The sequence below is a fragment of the Stappia indica genome (assembly GCF_020177335.1).
GTDB classification, from domain to species: domain Bacteria; phylum Pseudomonadota; class Alphaproteobacteria; order Rhizobiales; family Stappiaceae; genus Stappia; species Stappia indica_B.
On record NZ_JAIVMG010000003.1, the window covers coordinates 498,780 to 517,459 of the forward strand.

Genomic DNA, 18,680 nt, shown 5'->3' on the forward strand with positions numbered 1-18,680 from the left:
CCTTTCGTCATGCCGGACGGTAAGCGGCGCGGTCGGCAGCCAGCGACTTGAAACATGGCTTTCGCTCGGTTCGCAGCGTCACGCGGGCAACTCAACAACCAGCATCGACAAGGATATACCCCATGTCTGTCACCAGCTATGGCGTCAACGACGCTCTTGCTGTCAAGGCCTGGTCCAAGAAGCTGGCGCATGAGGCGAGCAAAGCCACGCCGATTGCGCCGCTTATCGGGACGGGTGACAACAGCATCATTCGCAAGAAGACCGAGCTCTCCAAGTCTGCGGGCGACAAGGTCACCGTCGGCCTGCGCCGGCAACTTTCCCAGGCCGGCGGTGTCACCGAGAACCAGCTTCTGGAAGGGAATGAGGAAAGCCTCACCACCTTCTCCGATGCGCTGGTCATCAATGAGATTGCGCACGCTGTTCGCGTCAAGAACAACGGCACGATCGACACGCAGCGTGTTCCTTTCAACCTGCGCAACGAAGGCAAGGGCGCCCTTGCTGACTGGTACGCCGACCGCATGTCGCTGATGGCTTTCACCCAGCTCTGCGGCTACACCGCGCCGACGATCACGTTTGAGGGTGAGACCTTCTCTCTGAACTCGACGCATTGGGGGTTCAATCTCCCGAGCGCGCCGAGCGCCAACCGCAAACTGTTCGTCAATGGCTCGACGGATGAGGCCAATACTTCGGCTCATGTCATGACGCTGACGATGATCGACTATGCCGTGGAGCTGGCGAAAACCGCCAACCCGAAGATCCGGCCGATCCGGGTAGGCGGCGAAAAGAAGTATGTGATGTATCTGCATCCGTACCAGGTGAAGTCGCTGCGCACGAACACCTCTACCGGTCAGTGGCTGGACATCCAGAAGGCGGCGATGGCCGGCGGGCAGGTCACGAAAAACCCGATCTATTCGGGCGCGCTCGGCGAGTACAACGGCGTCATCCTCAGGGAAAGTGAGCATGTGACCCCTGGGGTTCACTCGTCCACCGGCGAAGTGGTCGCCACGGTCCGCCGCGCCATTCTGCTTGGCGGAGACGCTGCCATGTTCGGCGTCGGACAGGAGGGCCGTGAAACCAGCTACAAGCTGGTGGAGAAGACTTTCGACTATGACCGCGAGCTGGGCATCGCGGCCAAGAACGTCATGGGCATGAAGAAGTGCGTCTACGACGGCGAGGATTTCGGCGTTGTGACCATTTCCTCCTATGCCGCTGCCGGCGCTTAAGGAGGGCTGGAAATGGCTACTGGAACGACCGGAACCACTGCGCGCCAGTTCAGCGCGCAGATGGTCCATTACCTTCGCAAGACGATCACCGCTTCCGACGACGGAAGCGCGGTCAAGGTTGGTGTGATCCCGTCGGGCGCCGTCATCTTGCAGGCGATGTCTGGCGCCGCTGTCGTTGAGGTGTTCAACGACACTGGAACCGACCTTCTGGATATCGGCGTGTCGGATGCGACCGGCGGTGTGGCGGCGGACGACGATCTGTTCGCCACCGATCTGGATATTTCAACGCTTGGGTTCAAAGCGTTGGACGAGTCCGTCGGCGGGCTCCGCCTTAGCGCGGATACCACGATCACCGCGACCTATGCCGGTCTCAATTCGGACGCGACCACCGGCCAGGCCGAAGTGGTGATCTGCTACGTGCCGGACAATGACGGCTGACCATGCCGGTCTATGACACCGATTGGTCGTTGATTGATTTCAACGAACCAAAGCAGGCGGGCGGGGCGAAGGCCTCGCCCGCTTCTGTTGCCAAGGGCTCGTGCCCATACTGCGGGCGCCGGGTCGGGCGCGGTCTGCACCTCCACATGAAGGCGTGCAAATCCAATGACAACGCTCTCCACACTGAAGACGCGGATCGCGGCTGACCTGGACGATACGTCTGGCGCCTACGGCGATGACATCGCAGATGCGATCAGCCGCGCCATCGAATTTTATCAGCCGGTCCGTTTTGGCTTCAACGAAACCCGAGACGAGACATTCACCACCGTCGCTGGCCAGCAGATCTATTCCAGCGAAGACGATACGGCCATCCCGGCCTTCTACAGACTGGATCTGGTGACGGTCACTGTCGCCGGACAGGTGCGTCGCCTTGATCGTGTCGACCCGGGGGAACTCGAACTCCTGAGCGACAGCTCGGCGTCAACGGGCGACCCATATGCCTACGCCTATTTCGACAACTCCCTGCGCCTCTATCCGATCCCCGGCGCGGGCTACACCATCCGCATGGTCGGTCATATCAAGAAAGCTGCACCGGCGAGCGATGAAGAGGCCGGCAATGTCTGGATGACAGAGGCCTATCAGTTGATCCGCTGCGCAGCGAAAAAATACCTCGCTGAGAACGTGACAGAAGATGCTCAGCTTCAGGCCCGGATGGAGCGGGCGGAAGAACGGGAGCTTGGCCGGCTCGTGAAGCAGTCTGGCGCGCGGATCGGGAGCGGCATGATTGTGCCGACGCAGTTTTGACCCCGTTCGCCGCCTATGCACCGGATCAGCCAGGGTTCTACTCTGCCGGATCACCGCTCATTCGCAACGTCATCCCGACACAAAGCGGCTATCGGCCGTTCCCCGCGCTTGCGGCCCTGTCCTCGGCACTGCCGGCACAGCCGCAGGGCTTTTTCTTCAATGTCGAGGTGGACAATACCGTCACCATTTTTGCGGCGACGGCGGACAAGCTCTACAAGCTCGACGCGACGGACTACAGCTGGGACGACGTTTCCCGATCCTCTGGCGCCTATACCGGAAACTCAACGCAGGGCTGGACCTTCGCGCGCTTTGGCGATCAGGTGCTGGCGACCAATGGCAATGATGATGTGCAGAGCTTCATCGTCGGGACCAGCACGAAATTCGCCGACCTGGCGGGGTCTCCGCCGAAAGCGCGGCGCGTGGCAGTCGTCGGCGATCACGTCGTTCTTTATGGCCTGACGGATAATCCGAACCGGATCCAATGGAGCGGTACGAACGACGCCACCGAGTGGACACCGCTCAAGAACAACGCTGACTATCAGGATTTTCCGGAGGGCGGCGAGATCATGTTCGTTGCGGCGGTAGAGCGCAATGCGATTGTGCTGCAGCGGTTCAAGGCGCGCGCGATGACCGCGACTGGGGAAAGCGGGTTTGTCTTCACCTTCGCAGAAATCGAGAGCCGGGGCGCCGTCTCACACCGGGCCTGCACGGCGCATGGCGGCCGTGTTTTCTTTCTGTCTGAGGATGGCTTCTTTGTCATGACGCCCGGGGCCGGATCGCAGCCGATCGGTGCTGAGCGGGTAGACGCGACGTTCAAAGCGGCGGTGACCAGCGTCGAGAACCTCGAAATTGTCACGGCCGCAGCTGACCCCATCAACAAGATGATCGTGTGGGCCTACTCGACCAATGGCACGACGCTGGACCGGGCCATCGGATACGCTTGGCAGGTAGATCGCTGGGTCGACCTAGAGCTGGGCACGCTGTTCGGGCTGAGCGCCGGGGCCACCTCAGGATACACGCTTGAAGCGCTGGCCGTTGAATATCCGAACCTTGATGCCATGACGATCAGCCTGGATAGCCCCCGGTGGCTCGGCGGGCGCCCGGCGTTCGCGGGGTTCGATGCCTCTTACCGACTCGGGTTCTTCGACGGGGCGAACCTCGAAGCCACGCTCGACACCGCAGACATGAGTTTTTCGGAAGGTCGCAAGGCGCGGATCAGGGCGTTCCGGCCGATCACCGATGCCACCGCGATTTATGGGCAGATCGGCAATAAATCGCGGTGGAACGGGCCGACAGCGTGGGGTTTGGAGCGCCTTGCCTCATCGCAGACCGGACGGGTGATCGTCAACCAATCGGGGTTCACGCACCGAATTCGCTGCCGGATCCCTTCGGGTGCCGATTGGACGGGGATTGCCGGTGTTGAGGCTATCGAAAGCACGGTGCAGGGGCTGAAATGAGCATCACAGTCAGTTTCCCCGCCGGATTGAGAACCCAAGTCGTCGCGCCCGCAACCACCAACAAAACCACGATTTTCGCAGGAGCTGATCGCGTCGAGCGCTACGTGGACACGGTCCGCGCCACGAACAGGACCGGCAGCGCGGCAACCCTGGTTCTGCACTTTGAAAGCGGTATTAGCGCAGGCGCTGAAGGTGTGGTTTTGCCTGTCACCAGCGTTGCTGCAAATGCAACTGAAGTGATCCCCGTCGGAGTTTCTGTCGGGCGCAATGACGCGCTGAAGGCCACGCTCGGCACGGCCGGCGCAATCGATCTGATCATCACCTACGCTGAACGAACGCAGGGGGCAAGCTGATGCCTGACGGAACAGATCCCGCGAGCTCCTGGCAGAACCAGGGCCAGAACAATTCGCCGTTGAACGGCTGGAACATGCCTCAGGGGTCGACATGGGCCGGCGCCGGGACTTTTTGGGGGCAGCAGCCCGCGCCAGGGGGCGGAGCCGCGACAACGCAGCAGCCTGCTGCTGGCACGCCGGCCTACCAGCCAACCAACACGCAAACGCCGCTCGGCCAAGTGGACTATCGCACCAACATCATGGGCCACGATGGGCAGACCTTTACGGCCAACAGCGACCCGTCGAATGCCTCGCAGTTCGGGCAGAATTATCTTCGCCCTGGCTTCAACATGGCGCAGTCATATTTGAACCAGGGTGTTGGGTTCAACCCGTTCGAAGGCAACCGCGTTGCCGGGTTCACCCCGCAACAGCAGGCCTATTTTCAGGGCGTTCAGCAGCAATTCGGGAGCACCCCCGGCTACCAGCAGTCTGCGGAAAATACCGTGGGTGCCGTCGCCGGTGCCGGCGGCATCGCGCCGGGCATGCAAGGCGACCTGAACACCTTGGGCCAGATCGCCAGCGGTGCAAACGGCATCACGACCGGCCAGCAGTTCCAGAATCAGGCGAACAATCCACTGACGGCGATGCAGCAGGGCGCCGGGCAGTTCTATCAGGGCGCACAGCAGGGCTTCGGCCCGTCGTACTCCGAGCAGAACCTCGCAGATGTGGCGAAGGGTGGTGGTGCGAACCCGTATTTCCAGGACCAACTCGCCAATCAGCTTGACCAGGTTCAGTCGCGGATCAACGCGCGGATGTCCTCGGCCGGCCGCTACGGGTCCGGCGCCTATGGCGATGCGATGGCGCGGGGGCTCGGGGCAACGGCGACGGATGCACTGTCGCGAAACTACGAGTTCGAGGCCGGCCGGCAGATGCAGGCCAACCAGCTCATGGACCAGCAGCGCCAGCAGGATATCGCAAACCGGTTCACCGGAGCAGCAGGCGCCGCGAACCTCGGGCAAAACGAGATCCAGAACCGCATGGCAGCGCTGCAGGGTCTGACCGGGACGCAGCAGCAGAACATCGCGAACCGCGCCGGGGCCGCATCGCAGGGGATGCAGGGGCGCCTTTCGGCTCAGCAGGATGCGCTTAGGGCCGCGGCACTGGCCCCGACAATGCAGCAGAGCCAGATCACGCGGCTGAACCAGCTCATGAACTCAGGGGCGATCCAGCAGAGCCAGAACCAGGACGAGATCAACGCGGCCCGCGATCTCTACAACGAGCAACAGCAGGCGCCTTGGGAGCGCCTGCAGGCCTACATGGGGACCATCGGGCAGCCGCAGAGCGGATCGATCGGGCCGCAGCCTCAGGCACCTGGAGGGCCATCCACGGCGCAATCTGTTCTTGGCGGCGGGCTGATGGGCGCGCAACTCGGCAATGCGTTCGGCATGCCCCTGCTGGGCGGTCTCGCTGGCGGCATTCTTGGAGGATTGTTCTGATGGGCTTGTTCGACACAGGGGCCGCCGGCGGTCTGTTCGGGGGGGCGCTGTCCGGCGCCGGCACGAAACTCGGGGCGTTCATCGACAAGAACCCGATGGCGATGATGGCCGCCGGGTCTGCTCTTCTGGACGGTCAGGGATGGGGCGGGGGCGCGCGCGGTTTCATGCAAGGCGGGCTGCTGGACACGCAGAACCGCCGCGTCGAAACCCAGGACAAGAGGGAGCAGCAGGCATTTGAGCAGCGTCAGACGCTGTTTGACCAGGCCCAGCAGGACCGAAGGTCACAGGTGGAGAGGGCCAACAAGACCCGCGCATGGTTCCAGCAGAAAATGCCCGAGTATGCCGACGCGCCGATGGAAGTGCAGCGTGAGGTTCTGAAGTCCCTGTTCTCCGGCCAGAAGCCGACCGGCGACATGCAGGAATACGAGTATGCGCGCAGCCAAGGGTTCGATGGGTCGTTTATGGACTATCAGTCGCAACTGAAAGAGGCCGGTGCGACGAATGTCACTGTGGGTGGCGGGAAATACGGCACCATTCCGCAGGGGTTCATGCTGCAGGAAGACGAAGGCGGCGTGCGTCTCGCCCCGATCCCTGGCGGGCCGGCGGACGCAGAGGCGCAGAAGGCGCAAGAAGCGGAGTCCGAAGCCTTGGGCAATGCCCTCACGCAGACGGACATTATCACCACGGCGGCGCAACGCGCGCGAGAGGCCGCGAAAGACCGGGCGTTCGGAGCTGTGGGGCAGAACATCGCGCAATGGAACCCGTATTCGGACGCGGCCGAAGTGGCGCGGCAGACCGAGGTTCTGAAGGCGCAGGCGAAGATCGAGAACCTGAATGCCATGCGGCGACAGTCGCCGACCGGCGGCGCGCTCGGGAACGTGACTGAGAAGGAGTCCGCAATGCTTGCGGCAAAGAGTGGCGCGCTTGATCCTGCCAGCCCGCATTTTGAGCGAGACCTTGCAGATTTCGAACGCACACTGCTTCGCACCATCCATGGCCACGCCATGGGCGATAGGATCTTTGAAGCCAAGTATGGCGCAACCCAAAAAGGCGGCGGCGGGTATCGCATCCTGGGGGTCGAATAATGCCGGTCTACACCATCGAAACCCCGTCCGGGCGCCGCCTCAAGATCGAGGCCGACACGCCGGAAATCGCCATGCAGGGCGCGCAGGAATGGAGCGCGGCGAATGAGGGCGACAAGCAACCGGGAAAGCGCACGGTCGGGGCGCTGGAAGCGTCGAACCGTGGCGTTGAACAAGGCCTGACATTCGGGTTCGGGGACGAACTCATGGCCGGCGCAATGGCGCCTGTCGAGGCCGTCGTGGGCGGCTTGCAGGGCAAGGGCTTCGGTCTGGGTGATGCCTATAACCGCAACCTTGAGCGCGAGCGGGCCATGTTGCAGCAGGCACGCGAGGATAGCCCGATTGCGTCTGCGATCGGGGAGATCGGCGGCGGTCTGATGACCGGTGGCGGACTGGCAAAATCCGGCGCAACCTTGATCGGGCGCACGGCAGGCAAGGGGCTGGCAACGCGAGCCGGTGCGGGCATGCTGGAAGGCGCGGGCTATGGCGCCGCTTATGGCTTCGGATCGGGCGAGGGGGGCGCTGGCGAGCGCCTCAAGAGCGCGGGGCAGGGTGCGGCGGTTGGTGGGGCTGTCGGCGGAGCGATCCCGGTCGTCGGCGCGGCGGCGAAGAAGGTACTCTCGCCTGTGGCGCGCAAGATCGGCAATAGGTTCAACCCGCGCGGGGCGGAACAGCAGCGCGGGATCGACCGTGTTCTGAAGGAGGCGAAAGGCGCCGGCCTGACGCCTGACGATTTGGTGCAGGGCGTCCGCGACGGACGCACGGTCGGGCAGATGGACCCGAACCTGTCGGATCTGACGCGCGCGGTGAAGCGGCAGCCGGGGGACCACGGCGGCATGGTGGATAAGGCTCTTGACGCCGGTTATTCCGCCAACAACCAAGCCGCGAAGCAGGCTATTTCGGATGGGCTTGGGGATCAGAACTTCTACATGTGGCGCGACATGTTCGCCAAGTCGAAATCCAAGGGCGCGCAGAAGGCCTATGATGCGGCCTTCAAGCGGAATTGGGGGAAGAACGGGCCGCCGTTCGAGCTCGACAGCATTGTGAAGTCCGGCCGGATCCCTGCCGAGGCGCTGCGATCAGCGCAAAGGATCGCGCAGGCCGAGGGCCGCCCGTTCGGCAAGCAACTTGTGGCCTCGATCGATGACGCCTCTGGCGCAGTGACCTTTTCTCGCCTGCCCTCGCTGGAGGAAGCAGAGTTGATCCGCCGGGGGCTTTCGTCAGCCACCTCGAAGGCATTTCGCACCGGGGATGGCAGTGTCGGCGCCGCCTATCGCGGTCTTGAGAGAGAAATGCGCGGGGTGCTGGACGAGGCATCGCCATGGCTGAAGGCCGTGCGAAAAGCCTATGCCACGGCATCGCAGATCCAGGAGGCGGCAGACGAGGGGTTGAAGCTCCTGAATAAGTCAGCCGACGAGGTGGAATTCATCGTCTCGAATGCTTCCAAGCCGGAACGCGAGGCAATGCGCAAGGGGCTTGCATCCGCCTTGAAACACGACATCGAGCGCGGGCAAATCAACCGCGACAAGGTGCGCAATATCTTCGGCAGCGAGCGAAATCGCCGCGTTCTGGAAACCATGTGGCCCGACAAAAAGGGTTTTGAGACCTTCCGAAAGCAGATGGAGAACGCTGCGGAGTTTTCCGCCTTCCGTCAGAATGTCCAGGGCAACAGCCGTACGCAGCAGGATCTCGCGGATGCTGGCGCCATGGGCGGAGGACTTGGGAGCGCCGCACGGAATGTCGTCATGACCGGGAACCTCCGCGGCGCTGCGGTCGATGCGCTGATGACCATCATCGGCCGCACGGTGAACCCGGCCAAGGGGATGCCGCCGGAGACGCTGAAGCGCATGGCGCAAATCTTGGTGGAGAAGAACCCCCAGGAAGTTCAGCGCCTTCTGACGCAGGTGGACCGCAATGGAAGGATCAGCGGGGATCTGCTGGTAAAACTTCTAGAACGCGCGCAGGCGTCTCCTGAATTACAACGAAACCTGACTGTGGGTCTGGTGACTCAGCAGTGAACCAGAGATAGCCGAGATAGATGGCGCCGACGATCACGGCGCCGAGAAGGTCGCTTTTGATCGTCTCGGCTTTTTCTTCTGCCGTTGGTTCTTTGCTCATGGAAACCTCAATTGCATACTGTATTAGCAATGTTTCCCTGATAGACCGTCCTGCAGCTCGTAGCCATCCGCGTTGGTTGTGGAGTCGACAGAAGCATACTGCCCATCATTGCCCCTGCCGCGAGTTGAGAATTTCTCGATCGCTCATTCTGCGCATGGATCGCCGCATACCTGGGCCAGTCGCATTGAATGCCGCTCTCCCTGACAATCTGTTTCGCGGCGCGGGTTTTATTCTCGTCAACGAGAAGCGGCTTAGGGTTTGATGCATGAAAGCAGATATCGCCCTGCGTTCCGTAGTTGATCATGTTGGCGCGTTCATTTTCAACTGATTGGCAGCTTGCAAGAGCGATAGCCGAGACAGCCAACAACGTAAAGCGGGTCATTGTATTAACCTCTAAATCTTATTGGTTTCGAGTGAAATTTGAATAGTCGTGATAGAAGTCGCTGAAAAAGCGCATCTCATCAACGGTTCGACTTGGCTTTACCCACTCGCAAGCCGAAATAATGGCGTCTGGTGCAGCAGAAATTGGAACAATGCGCTCTGCTAGATAGCCATCTTCTTCGCCAACAAAATAGAACAGGTCGCCCCGCTTTATCGGCTTGCCGCCGACTTGGCCCCGGCACTCTAGCGCAACCTTCCAATCCTCATATTCCGGCTCCCCGCGCGCGAACTGCGCAGCGGACGCCGTTGTCATGCCAGCGAGGGAAAGAATGGCAAGGCTAAGCGAAAGCCAAAAACGAACAGTCCGTGAGATGTACGAAGCGGCGGCAAAGGCGGGGTTAGGCGGCCCCCAGGCTGATCTTGCTGTCATTCAAGCAATCCATGAAACGGGTTGGGGTCGTTCTCCATCAGGACGCAACAACTACCATGGCATCAAGGACTTTTCGGGGCAAGGCACGAAACGCACAACCTGGGAGGTTGAGAACGGGCGGCGCGTGACCCGCAAAGAGCCGTTCGCCAACTTCGACAGCAAGGTGGGCAGCTTTGCGGGCTGGAAAGGCCTGATGGAGCGCGTTTACCCCGGCGTTATGCAGGCGAACACGCTCGATGAAGCCGTCTTGGGCCTCAATATCGGCGTTCCCGGCAAGCCGTCTTACGCCACCGACCCTCGCTATAACGAAAAGGTGCGCTCGATTGGCGGTCTGATTTCAGACTACCGACCCGAGATCGCGCCCAAAGGCCTCTTGGATTTCGCCGGCAACACCGAACTCAACGCCGACATCGAGGGGCTGTTCGGAACAGGGGCACAAACGGGACCATCGATCCTCGACGGCTTCGAAATCGTCTCCAACACCAATCTTTTCGGAGCGCCCCCGCCGACACCGAAGCCTGGGTTTGAGGCGCCGACGCCTCAGGCGAAGCCAAGCGCCATGCTTGACGCCCCTGCGGTTGTCGCCGCCCCGGTCGAGCCTGTTTCGCGGGGATTTCTCGCCGATCTTCCGGCAAGCCCGCGCGGTATTGGCGCGACACCGGCGACGGCCTATGAGCCGGGCCGCTCCATCTTCGACGGCATTGCGAATGTAGGTCCAAATGGCACAAAACCGGAGTGGACTGGGTTTCACAGTGTATCTGGCCGCAAAACCTACGTTGATCCAGAGGGCGTTTATTCAGAAAAAACGATCACTGTTCCGACAAATAAGGGGTGGGTTTCGTTTCCCTCAATTGATCGTTTTGGAAACAAACTGTCTGAACGACAAGTCACGGATTATATAAACAAAAATGGTCCAGTTGACCCGATCACAGGCGAAACTTTCCCGACGTTTGATAACGTAGACCAAGCCGTTGAATACGCGGTGCAACGCTCTCCTGGTTTAGTGCGTGATAACGTTGACGATCTTGAAATGGGTCGCGCCGCTGTCATGGCTACGAACCGCACGGCCATTGGAAGCGGCGACTACGGCCCCGGCGCGATGGACATGGGCGGATATGCCGGCATGAGCGTTCCGGAGGTTTCGCGTGCGCCGGCCGTTTCCGCCCGCGCTTCCGGTGAGATCGGCACCACGCCCGGCCTGACCGGGGCCGCCACGGTGCAGGTTGCCGAGCCGAAGAAGGACACCGGCCTGTTCTCCGATTTCGCGGACCCGGATACCGAGGTTCCGCGTACTGTCGGCGGTCTGCTTGGCGCACTTGGCGCCCCGACCAGCACCCCGATGATGAGCCAGGCGCGTCCGGACCTCCCAGGCATTGACGAGGTGGTCCCGGGGCAGACCCCGCCGCAGGTGGTCGATATGCCTGCGCCGGGAATGCCTGCTCTCGAAGCGCCCCGCACGATTGCGACCCGTGGCGCACCACGCGGCCCGGCCAATACCCCGGCGAAAACCCTGGCCGGCGCCGTGCCGGCGGTGGCGGAAGCGGTCGGCCGCTACGGGTTGAACCCAGACCCCGGGCCTGGCTGGTCCTATGGCTTCTCCCCCTATGGCTCCGGAATTTCCAAGGTGCACGACAACGCGCCGGAGCGGGTCAAGGCGGCCGGCACCGGGTCCGGCCTGTTCGGGGCGTTCAAGGACGATTTCGGCATCGATCTGACCCCGAGCGCGGGGCTCATGACCGGGCCCATTGCAATGGGGCTCGACGCGGCCGGGGGCGGCGGGCTGTTCAGCCTGGCGAATGCTCTTGGCGGGTCTAAGGCCATTGTCGACCGCATGGACGTTGTGGACCGGGCGACACGCGACCGGATGGACGGGGCGCAGAACGAGGGCGGCGGGTTCCTTGGCGGCCTGTTCAGCGACCCGATCGGCCGCGTCTCGCGGCAGGCGAGGTCTGAACTCGGCACCCTCGGCGGGGTGTTCGGTGGCGGTGGCGGGGCGACGGCCACCCATGGTGGCGGAAGCGGCGGCGGGTTCCTGTCCGGGGTTGGTGATTTCCTTGGCGGGATTTTCGGTGGCGGCAATGTGGCCGGGCCGATGGACAGCGTTGGCGCAAGCCGTGGGTCGGCGGGCGCTGCATCGGCGCGCGGCAGGTACTGAAGGGGCACCCATGAGCATTTACGATCTGAGTACGACCGCTGGTGATAACACCACGGTCGGCGATGTGAACGTGGCCGAAGGCTGCACCCCGGCCAATCTGAACAACGCCATTCGCGGGCTGGCTGCAGACCTGCGCGCGCTGCTCAACGATATTGGCGGCAAGGCGACGGCTGGCGGTTCGGCGAACGTCTTGACGCTGACCACGGACAGCGGGCTGACGAATTACGGTGATGGCTTCATGTTCGCGTTCGTTGCGGGCGCTGACAACACCGGGCCGGCCACCCTGAGCATCGACGGCGTGGGAGCGAAGGCGATCCGGAAGAACGGGGACGCGGCGCTTGAAGGCGGCGAGCTTGTCACGGGCGGCCATTACCTGGTGCAGTATGACGCGAGCGCAAACGGGGGCGCCGGGGCGTGGTTGCTCGTCAACCCGACCGTTGTGCTTGACGCTGCCCTTGCAGCGCTGGACGGGCTGACGCCGGCCGCGGACAAGCTGCCGTATTTCACCGGGGCGACGACTGCGGCACTTGCCACGCTCACAGGCTATGCGCGGACGCTGCTTGACGACGCCGACGCGGCAACGGCGCGGGGGACCCTCGGGCTCGGCACGATGGCCACGCAGGCGGCGAATAACGTTGCGGTCACCGGCGGCTCCATCGACAACACGCCCATCGGTCAGACCACGCCAGCGGCGGTTGCGGCCACCACGTTGAATGTGACGCACTCGATCAGTATCTCCGGCCCTACGCCGGTTATCAATTTCTCCGACACAGACGACACGGTTACGGGTCAGATCGGCTCCGGGACGAGTGATTTCAACCTCACGTCGAACAAGCCGTTTGACCTTCGCCCGGAGGGTACACGCGCGGGTTTCATCACGGCCAATTATTGGGCGTTTTATTCCGCAGGCGTGGAGACGGCCAGGCTCACCCCGACCGGCCTCGGCATCGGCACGAACAGCCCGGGCAAGCGCGTCGAAATCGCCGGCGATGGCGGATCGCTTGAGGTCGGCTTGCGCCTGCGGACGACGGGCGTCGCGCATTACTTTGATTGGGTGCTGGATACGTTCGGAAACCTGCAGGGGTATCTGGACGGCGTAGAACGGTTGCGGGTCGAGGCCGACGGCACGCTTGATGTGGACGCGCTCACGATCAACGGCCAGCCGTTGCCGATCACCAAGCCGCCCTACAACAGCGGAGAGCAGGTGATTACCGCCGGTGGTGCACTAACGCTGCCGCACGGGCTGGGCGAGGCACCGAAGGTCCGCGAGATGGAACTCATCTGCAAGACGGCCGAGCACGGATATTCTGTCAACGACGTCTACCCGCTACCGTTTGGCGCGCTGTATGTTGCGGCTGGCATTGGCGTGGGTGCTACCGTTGATGCCACCAACTTCAATATCATCTTTGGCGCGGTCGGCATTTACATCCTGAACAAGACGACGAAGGCCGGCGCCACGATCACGCCGGCAAACTGGCGGTTGATCGTGAGGGCTTACGCATGACCACGAAATACTTCGCAGACGCCACGACTGGCAAAGACCTTGGTGGTTTCGCACCGGCTCCGGCCTATGAGGTGCGCACACCGCAACCGCCGATCATTGACCCGGAGACTGGCGCTGAAATCCCGCAGGACGATCTAGTCGAGACCGTCACGCCGGAGGTGGTTCCGCCGCCGAACAGCGTGGGGGTGCCGGGACCGCCTGAACACGGCGACATGGTGTGGAACGGCAGCGCATGGGAGTGGCCAGCTCCTACCGTCGCCGATCTTCATGCGCACCTGTCACATATTCGTCAGATGCATGAGGCGGTCGGCGTGACCGTCACGGTCGGCTCGGATGCCATGGAGATCGAAACCGATCTGGCGTCACAGGCTAAGATCCTCGGCGCCCGCGTTGCTGCGGATAATGACCCAGGGTTCGCGACTACCTGGTCGGCGAAGAATGGCTATTTCTCACTCGACGCGGCGGGCATCGTTGCCGTTTCGGACGCTGTCCTTACCCACGTCAACACGTCGTTCGCGGCCAAGAAGTCCGTTGCCGATCAGATCGAGGCGGGGACCTTGACCACCCCGCCGGAGGTCGAGGCGGCATTCACTGCCGCGCTGGCCGGATAAGCCTCTACGCATTCCGCATCACACCGCCTCTGGGCGGTTTTTTTGTGCCTGAACCAAGGACTCTACCCATGAAGATCAGCAAGCGCGGGCTGGCGTTCATCGCCGGCCATGAGGGCTTTGTGTCCAAGGCCTACCGTGACTCGGTGGGCGTCCTGACCATCGGCTACGGCTTCACGATGCGCAGCCGTATCTTCGCGGCCTACTGGCGGGCCAAGCGGGGCAGGGCGCTTCAGCTTGGCGACAGGATCAGCCGCGACGATGCCGATACCGTCTTGGCGAAGCTGGTGGACGAGGAATATGGCGTGGCGGTCACGGCCTACTTCGGCGATCTGCCGCAGCACCAGTTCGACGCGGCCTGTTCGGTCGCCTTCAACCTCGGCCCAGGCGCGGTGAAATGGCGCTGGGGCCGGGCGCTCAAGGCCGGCGATGTCGACGGCGCGGCAATGATCCTCGCGGCCAACTACAACACCGCCGGTGGTCGCCGGCTGGCCGGGCTGGTCCGGCGTCGCAAGGAGGAGGCATCTCTGCTCGCCAATGGCAATTATGGCCACGGGTCAGCGCCCGCGCCCGATGCCCAGCATGACGGCGATCTTCTCCGCCAGCTTGGCTACGACACCGACAAGTGGCCGGTCGCGGTCCGCTCGTTCCAGCGGGACAACGGCCTTGTGGTAGACGGCATCTTCGGCCCGGCCTCCCGCGCCACGGCAAAGCGGCTCCTCACAGTGAAGGCAACGCGGAAGGACATCGGCGGCGCCGGGGTTGCGGCCTTCATCGCAGCCATTGCCGGCTATGTCTCCGATCTGCCCACTGCCCAGGTTTTGCTGTTCGTTGGCGGCATCGCCGTTTCCGTTCTCGCCGTCTGGTGGATCCGCGGTTTCATCGCCACCCGCAAGCCGAAGGGAGACTGAGCCATGAAATACGCACCCTACGTGCGCGTTGCCCTGCGCTACATCATCGGCCCGGCGCTCGGACTGGAAGGCATGGCCGACGATCCGGACATGGTGATGGTGGGCGCATTGCTGCTCGCCGCCGCGATCAATGAAGGCTGGTTCATCCTCGCGAAAATGCGGGGGTGGTCGACGTGACCATCGCCGCCCTTCTGTCCGTCCTGCGCTCCAAAGCCGGCCTTGTGGGGCTGTTGATGGTCGGCGTGATGGTCGCCGCATGGTGGCATGGCCGGACGCAGTACCGGGCCGGATACCAGGCTCACGAAACCGAAATGGCGGTCGCGGCTGCCCAAGCTGAAAAGGAGCGGCAGCATGATGACACGCGCCTCCGCAATCTCTCTGATCACGATCTTTGCGTTGAGTACCTTGGCGCTCGCGGGATGCCAGTCGTCGGGTGCGACCGGTTGCGCGGGCTTCAGGCTCAATGACCTGTCGCCTCGGGGCTTCTCAGCGCTGGTTCAGGCCGATCGGTCCGGCGCCGAGCGGGTCGCCGGCAATGACCGCAATTTTCGCCGCCGGGGGTGCTGATGACTGACGCCGACCAGCGCCGCGAATGGCACCTCGACCGCAAGGTGACCATCGGCCTTATCGTCGCCCTGATGATGCACGCCGGGTCCACCGTCTGGTGGGCCGCCAGCATCAGCAACCGAGTTGCTCACCTTGAGGACGTCGCCGACCGGACGCAAGAGCAGCCGGAACGCCTCGCCAGGCTCGAAGCACAGATCGCCAGCCTGTCTGATTACCTGCGCCGGATCGACAGCAAGATGGACCGGCTTTTCGAAACCCGGAAATAACGGGGGCTCCCATGACCGCCGACCAGCTTTGCAACATCCGCCGGCCAACCGGAGAGACGTATATCGTGGTCGAGATCGGCGCGCAGCGGCACGTCATCTCCGATCGCTACGTCATGGCGAAGCTGGCGCGCCAGCTTGCCGAGGCGCTGGAAGGGATCGCCATGAACGAGGCAGCCCGGCCTCCGCCCCCGCGATGAGCCTACAGCGGGCGCTTTAAGGAGTGCTCGCAGGTTCAATGAACCTGGGTTCAGTGCCGGCGATGCAAATCAGTGCGTTTTGCCCCATTGTAAAGACTGCTCTTTTCGCCAGAAAACAATAGGTTAGGCGAAAACACGTTCCTTGGTAAGGGAGAGGTCGAGAGTTCAAATCTCTCCGGCAGCACCATTCTTCCCCTTGAAATCGTTATTCCCTCTTGCTTTTCAGCCGCTTGCATACATGCTGCGTCTACACAGACGCATACACATGGGCATGTCATGGCAGGCAGGATCCGGTACCTTCACGAGGACACCCGCGGTCGATCCTACGCGAGAGTGAGCGCCGAAGATCGAGAGCCTGCGGAAATAGCGCCGCTGCATGGTTTTCGGCACTTCTTCAAGACGAACGCCAGGACGCGATCCTGCCGCCGAGACCAATACAGTTACGGATGGCGCTTCGGCACTGAAACCTGCGGGCGGGGGATGAGTGTCTGAGTTGGCGCAGAGCCCGCCTGCTTCGGATTACACCGCCGCGCTGCGGTTGATCTCGTTGATCGCGTCGACCAGCTCGTCGGCCCGCGTCAGGTCGAAAACCTGCTCCGGTCCACTCGGTGCCACATCCGTGAACGGGCTCTCGTAGAGCAGTTGCGGATCCATCACGCCTTTTTCGGTCAGGTGGTCGACGATCATGTCGATGAACTCGATCTGTTCCGGGGTGGAGGCGGCATCTGCGACGAACGCGGAGAAGGCGCCGCGAACCGCCTGGCGGTCGAGCACGCAGACCTCGATACCAAACGGTGGCGCCCCCTTCCGGAAACGCCGCCGTTTGCCTTTTCCGATGCCATCGGCCCAATCAGGCGTCGATATTCACCTCAACATCGAGCAGCGGCGCATATTGCTGTGCGCCGAAGATGTCCGGATCGCCTGGGCTCCCGCTCGGACGGGGGCGCAGGATGGTGAACTTGATCGCATTGGCCGGATCGTATTCGACAAAGTCGGTGATGCGGTTGTCGCTGATATTGAACAGGGCCGAAACGGTTGCCCGCGTCAGCGCGCCGGAGCGCTTGACCGTCTCGTAGACCTCACGTTCGCGGAAGATCACATCGAAGGTGATCTTGTCCGTGCCCGCGTTCTTCGACCGAATGGTCTTGGCCAATTCGGAGAGCTTCTTCGTCGTCATCATCATGCGGTCTCCAGAACGTCGGCACCGACGATCTCGCTGTGGGTGGGGAACAGGGCGAGCGGGTCATTCACCGCCATGGTGTGATTGAGGGTCCAGCGGCAGCCGGGGCTTGCCTCCATCACCTCGTCGAAGACAAAGGAGACACCACCGGCCGTCCCCTTGACCTCCGGCAGGCGGGCATAGAACAGCTGCCGCGTGCCGGTGATGGTCAGCTCCTCGGCCATCTCCCGGGTCGGCGCCACCCCTTGCACGACAATCAGCAGCTCATGGGCCGGCTTGTCCTTCAGCGGCTCCATCTCGCCCATGATGCCGTTGCGGCCGAAGACGTTGTAGTGAAGCTCCCAGCCGCTGTCGCCGAAGCGCTCGCGTACCTGGGTCCGCGCCCATTCGATCACCGCATCGACATTGGCGATGGTGTAGGGATCGCGAATCCCGGCCATGCCGACAAAGCGTGCTCCGAGCCGCCCCGAGCCCTCGAGCTTGACGCGGAACTCCTCAGCCGGAACGAACTGCATTCCCGTGACACGGGTGGTCTTCTCGGTGACCTGCTCGTAGCGACAATCGGTCATGTCGAGCAGACCGCCGGCGACATATTCGTGGAACGGGTTGGAGCGTTCGTACATGGCGTGTCCCGCCACCGAGGCGACGGTGCAGCGTTGCTCGGGATGCATGGCCGTGACCTCGACCCACTCGGGCGTGATCTCGCCCATCACGGTTTCCTTCGCGCCATAGGGCTCGGCGCAGAAAGACGCGCATTCCAGCACCTTGCCGAGGTAGTAGGCCTGGGCGTCCGGATAGCCCTCGTGCAGGGCTGCGGAAGCGAAGACCGCACTGTCGGAAGAGCGCCCGCCGATGATCACGTCGCAGCCCTCCTCCAGCAGCGCGCGGAACGGGTGCACGCCCGCCATGGCGACAATGCGATCCGTGGCGTCCAGCTCCGCCTCATCGAGATCCGGCCGTCCGTCCAGTCCCTGGACCGGCGATCCACCGCGAATGCTGGCGCGCACGACCTCCTTGTCGACCTCCGAATAGAACCAGCCGAGGCGGAATGGCGCCAGATCGTGCTTGCGGGCCAGGTCGCGAATGATCTGCACATACATGTCGACCCGGCTGTTGGTGCCGGTGTCGCCGGCCGAGCCGATGATCATCGGCTTTCCGGTGCGGCGCGCCGCCAGCAGCATCACTTCCAGATCGTGCTCCTGCCAGGCGCGGGGGCTGGCGCATGTGTCGCTGCCGAGCGGAACCGGACCGATATCGTCGCTGCCGGAATCGGCGGCGATATAGTCCGTCCCCGCCGCGACGGCGATATGGAAACTCTCCGTCTTCAACGGCGCGAAGCCCAAATGCCCATTCGGGCAAATGACCTTGAGCGATTTCGTCATGTCTGAATTCTCCGATCTGCAAAATCCCGACCGGCTCTATGCACGGGGTGTGCCAACTCAAAATATCAAATCAAGTCACTGAAATATTTGATAAATAAAAAACAACCTCAACCACCCAGAAAAGAGGCGCGCCATTCACACGCACCCGC

At 62.7% G+C, this 18,680-nt stretch carries 21 protein-coding genes; 16 read left to right on the forward strand and 5 right to left on the reverse strand.

The features are described from left to right. Positions 1–122 precede the first annotated feature (122 nt). From LC062_RS06720 to LC062_RS06755, 8 genes are all read left to right on the forward strand, one after another. Positions 123–1,223 (forward strand): N4-gp56 family major capsid protein, encoded by a 1,101-nt coding sequence (locus tag LC062_RS06720; RefSeq protein WP_224910256.1) that lies wholly within the window; start codon positions 123–125, stop codon positions 1,221–1,223. Positions 1,224–1,235: 12 nt separating this feature from the next. Then, positions 1,236–1,661 carry a hypothetical protein gene (locus LC062_RS06725; protein WP_224910257.1) on the forward strand — a complete coding sequence of 142 codons (426 nt, stop codon included), beginning with the start codon at positions 1,236–1,238 and terminating at the stop codon, positions 1,659–1,661. A gap of 165 nt (positions 1,662–1,826) precedes the next feature. Next, complete coding sequence (locus tag LC062_RS06730; protein WP_224910258.1) at positions 1,827–2,465, forward strand: phage adaptor protein; 639 nt, start codon at positions 1,827–1,829, stop codon at positions 2,463–2,465. After that, a complete protein-coding gene (locus LC062_RS06735) occupies positions 2,462–3,922 on the forward strand; it encodes a hypothetical protein (protein ID WP_224910259.1) in 1,461 nt (486 codons plus the stop codon). Before LC062_RS06730 ends, LC062_RS06735 begins: the two co-directional genes overlap by 4 nt. Further along, positions 3,919–4,275: a hypothetical protein gene (locus tag LC062_RS06740; RefSeq protein WP_224910260.1), complete on the forward strand. Its 357-nt coding sequence runs from the start codon at positions 3,919–3,921 to the stop codon at positions 4,273–4,275. Before LC062_RS06735 ends, LC062_RS06740 begins: the two co-directional genes overlap by 4 nt. Continuing rightward, positions 4,275–5,750: a GumC domain-containing protein gene (locus tag LC062_RS06745; RefSeq protein WP_224910261.1), complete on the forward strand. Its 1,476-nt coding sequence runs from the start codon at positions 4,275–4,277 to the stop codon at positions 5,748–5,750. The genes LC062_RS06740 and LC062_RS06745 overlap by 1 nt, the downstream gene beginning before the upstream one ends. Beyond that, on the forward strand, positions 5,750–6,835 hold the full coding sequence (locus LC062_RS06750) for a hypothetical protein (RefSeq protein WP_224910338.1): 1,086 nt from the start codon (positions 5,750–5,752) through the stop codon (positions 6,833–6,835). Before LC062_RS06745 ends, LC062_RS06750 begins: the two co-directional genes overlap by 1 nt. Then, positions 6,835–8,850 (forward strand): hypothetical protein, encoded by a 2,016-nt coding sequence (locus tag LC062_RS06755; RefSeq protein ID WP_224910262.1) that lies wholly within the window; start codon positions 6,835–6,837, stop codon positions 8,848–8,850. The genes LC062_RS06750 and LC062_RS06755 overlap by 1 nt, the downstream gene beginning before the upstream one ends. Before the next feature lie 107 nt (positions 8,851–8,957). Here LC062_RS06755 and LC062_RS06760 read toward each other — a convergent pair whose 3' ends face one another. Further along, the gene (locus LC062_RS06760) at positions 8,958–9,332 is read right to left on the reverse strand and encodes a hypothetical protein (RefSeq protein WP_224910263.1); all 375 of its coding nucleotides are present in this window, start codon (positions 9,330–9,332) and stop codon (positions 8,958–8,960) included. A gap of 18 nt (positions 9,333–9,350) precedes the next feature. After that, on the reverse strand, positions 9,351–9,761 hold the full coding sequence (locus LC062_RS06765) for a hypothetical protein (protein ID WP_224910339.1): 411 nt from the start codon (positions 9,759–9,761) through the stop codon (positions 9,351–9,353). Between LC062_RS06765 and LC062_RS06770 the strand changes: the two genes are divergently transcribed. From LC062_RS06770 to LC062_RS06805, 8 genes are all read left to right on the forward strand, one after another. Then, positions 9,703–11,916: a glucosaminidase domain-containing protein gene (locus LC062_RS06770; RefSeq protein WP_224910264.1), complete on the forward strand. Its 2,214-nt coding sequence runs from the start codon at positions 9,703–9,705 to the stop codon at positions 11,914–11,916. The genes LC062_RS06765 and LC062_RS06770 overlap by 59 nt on opposite strands. A 10-nt stretch (positions 11,917–11,926) precedes the next feature. Continuing rightward, positions 11,927–13,420: a hypothetical protein gene (locus tag LC062_RS06775; RefSeq protein WP_224910265.1), complete on the forward strand. Its 1,494-nt coding sequence runs from the start codon at positions 11,927–11,929 to the stop codon at positions 13,418–13,420. Beyond that, positions 13,417–14,031, forward strand: coding sequence for a DUF4376 domain-containing protein (locus LC062_RS06780; protein WP_224910266.1), 615 nt, complete (start codon positions 13,417–13,419; stop codon positions 14,029–14,031). Before LC062_RS06775 ends, LC062_RS06780 begins: the two co-directional genes overlap by 4 nt. 68 nt (positions 14,032–14,099) lie before the next feature. Then, the gene (locus LC062_RS06785) at positions 14,100–14,939 is read left to right on the forward strand and encodes a glycoside hydrolase family protein (RefSeq protein WP_224910267.1); all 840 of its coding nucleotides are present in this window, start codon (positions 14,100–14,102) and stop codon (positions 14,937–14,939) included. Between the two features lie 3 nt (positions 14,940–14,942). Continuing rightward, positions 14,943–15,116 (forward strand): hypothetical protein, encoded by a 174-nt coding sequence (locus tag LC062_RS06790; RefSeq protein WP_224910268.1) that lies wholly within the window; start codon positions 14,943–14,945, stop codon positions 15,114–15,116. Beyond that, positions 15,113–15,406 carry a hypothetical protein gene (locus LC062_RS06795; protein WP_224910269.1) on the forward strand — a complete coding sequence of 98 codons (294 nt, stop codon included), beginning with the start codon at positions 15,113–15,115 and terminating at the stop codon, positions 15,404–15,406. Before LC062_RS06790 ends, LC062_RS06795 begins: the two co-directional genes overlap by 4 nt. A 99-nt stretch (positions 15,407–15,505) precedes the next feature. Next, positions 15,506–15,772 (forward strand): hypothetical protein, encoded by a 267-nt coding sequence (locus LC062_RS06800; RefSeq protein WP_224910270.1) that lies wholly within the window; start codon positions 15,506–15,508, stop codon positions 15,770–15,772. Positions 15,773–15,783: 11 nt separating this feature from the next. Beyond that, positions 15,784–15,969 (forward strand): hypothetical protein, encoded by a 186-nt coding sequence (locus LC062_RS06805; protein ID WP_224910271.1) that lies wholly within the window; start codon positions 15,784–15,786, stop codon positions 15,967–15,969. A gap of 519 nt (positions 15,970–16,488) precedes the next feature. On the opposite strand, the gene LC062_RS06810 is transcribed toward LC062_RS06805, so the two are convergent. The 3 genes from LC062_RS06810 to LC062_RS06820 form a co-directional block, all read right to left on the reverse strand. After that, on the reverse strand, positions 16,489–16,743 hold the full coding sequence (locus LC062_RS06810) for a type I restriction-modification enzyme R subunit C-terminal domain-containing protein (protein WP_224910272.1): 255 nt from the start codon (positions 16,741–16,743) through the stop codon (positions 16,489–16,491). A 76-nt stretch (positions 16,744–16,819) separates the two neighbouring features. Beyond that, positions 16,820–17,152, reverse strand: a complete 333-nt coding sequence (locus tag LC062_RS06815; protein WP_224910273.1) for a DUF4387 domain-containing protein — start codon at positions 17,150–17,152, stop codon at positions 16,820–16,822. Continuing rightward, positions 17,149–18,531 carry an acyclic terpene utilization AtuA family protein gene (locus LC062_RS06820; RefSeq protein ID WP_224910274.1) on the reverse strand — a complete coding sequence of 461 codons (1,383 nt, stop codon included), beginning with the start codon at positions 18,529–18,531 and terminating at the stop codon, positions 17,149–17,151. Before LC062_RS06820 ends, LC062_RS06815 begins: the two co-directional genes overlap by 4 nt. Positions 18,532–18,680: the final 149 nt, after the last annotated feature.

What these genes read in the sequence shown, in the direction of transcription:
- LC062_RS06730 (WP_224910258.1), top strand. Translation starts at nt 1,827, where the DNA reads ATGACAACGCTCTCCACACTGAAGACGCGGATCGCGGCTGACCTGGAC.
- LC062_RS06760 (WP_224910263.1), bottom strand. Translation starts at nt 9,332, where the DNA reads ATGACCCGCTTTACGTTGTTGGCTGTCTCGGCTATCGCTCTTGCAAGC.
- LC062_RS06740 (WP_224910260.1), top strand. Translation starts at nt 3,919, where the DNA reads ATGAGCATCACAGTCAGTTTCCCCGCCGGATTGAGAACCCAAGTCGTC.
- LC062_RS06745 (WP_224910261.1), top strand. Translation starts at nt 4,275, where the DNA reads ATGCCTGACGGAACAGATCCCGCGAGCTCCTGGCAGAACCAGGGCCAG.
- LC062_RS06750 (WP_224910338.1), top strand. Translation starts at nt 5,750, where the DNA reads ATGGGCTTGTTCGACACAGGGGCCGCCGGCGGTCTGTTCGGGGGGGCG.
- LC062_RS06790 (WP_224910268.1), top strand. Translation starts at nt 14,943, where the DNA reads ATGAAATACGCACCCTACGTGCGCGTTGCCCTGCGCTACATCATCGGC.
- LC062_RS06785 (WP_224910267.1), top strand. Translation starts at nt 14,100, where the DNA reads ATGAAGATCAGCAAGCGCGGGCTGGCGTTCATCGCCGGCCATGAGGGC.
- LC062_RS06800 (WP_224910270.1), top strand. Translation starts at nt 15,506, where the DNA reads ATGACTGACGCCGACCAGCGCCGCGAATGGCACCTCGACCGCAAGGTG.
- LC062_RS06775 (WP_224910265.1), top strand. Translation starts at nt 11,927, where the DNA reads ATGAGCATTTACGATCTGAGTACGACCGCTGGTGATAACACCACGGTC.
- LC062_RS06815 (WP_224910273.1), bottom strand. Translation starts at nt 17,152, where the DNA reads ATGATGATGACGACGAAGAAGCTCTCCGAATTGGCCAAGACCATTCGG.
- LC062_RS06720 (WP_224910256.1), top strand. Translation starts at nt 123, where the DNA reads ATGTCTGTCACCAGCTATGGCGTCAACGACGCTCTTGCTGTCAAGGCC.
- LC062_RS06765 (WP_224910339.1), bottom strand. Translation starts at nt 9,761, where the DNA reads ATGACAGCAAGATCAGCCTGGGGGCCGCCTAACCCCGCCTTTGCCGCC.
- LC062_RS06820 (WP_224910274.1), bottom strand. Translation starts at nt 18,531, where the DNA reads ATGACGAAATCGCTCAAGGTCATTTGCCCGAATGGGCATTTGGGCTTC.
- LC062_RS06770 (WP_224910264.1), top strand. Translation starts at nt 9,703, where the DNA reads ATGTACGAAGCGGCGGCAAAGGCGGGGTTAGGCGGCCCCCAGGCTGAT.
- LC062_RS06780 (WP_224910266.1), top strand. Translation starts at nt 13,417, where the DNA reads ATGACCACGAAATACTTCGCAGACGCCACGACTGGCAAAGACCTTGGT.
- LC062_RS06755 (WP_224910262.1), top strand. Translation starts at nt 6,835, where the DNA reads ATGCCGGTCTACACCATCGAAACCCCGTCCGGGCGCCGCCTCAAGATC.
- LC062_RS06805 (WP_224910271.1), top strand. Translation starts at nt 15,784, where the DNA reads ATGACCGCCGACCAGCTTTGCAACATCCGCCGGCCAACCGGAGAGACG.
- LC062_RS06725 (WP_224910257.1), top strand. Translation starts at nt 1,236, where the DNA reads ATGGCTACTGGAACGACCGGAACCACTGCGCGCCAGTTCAGCGCGCAG.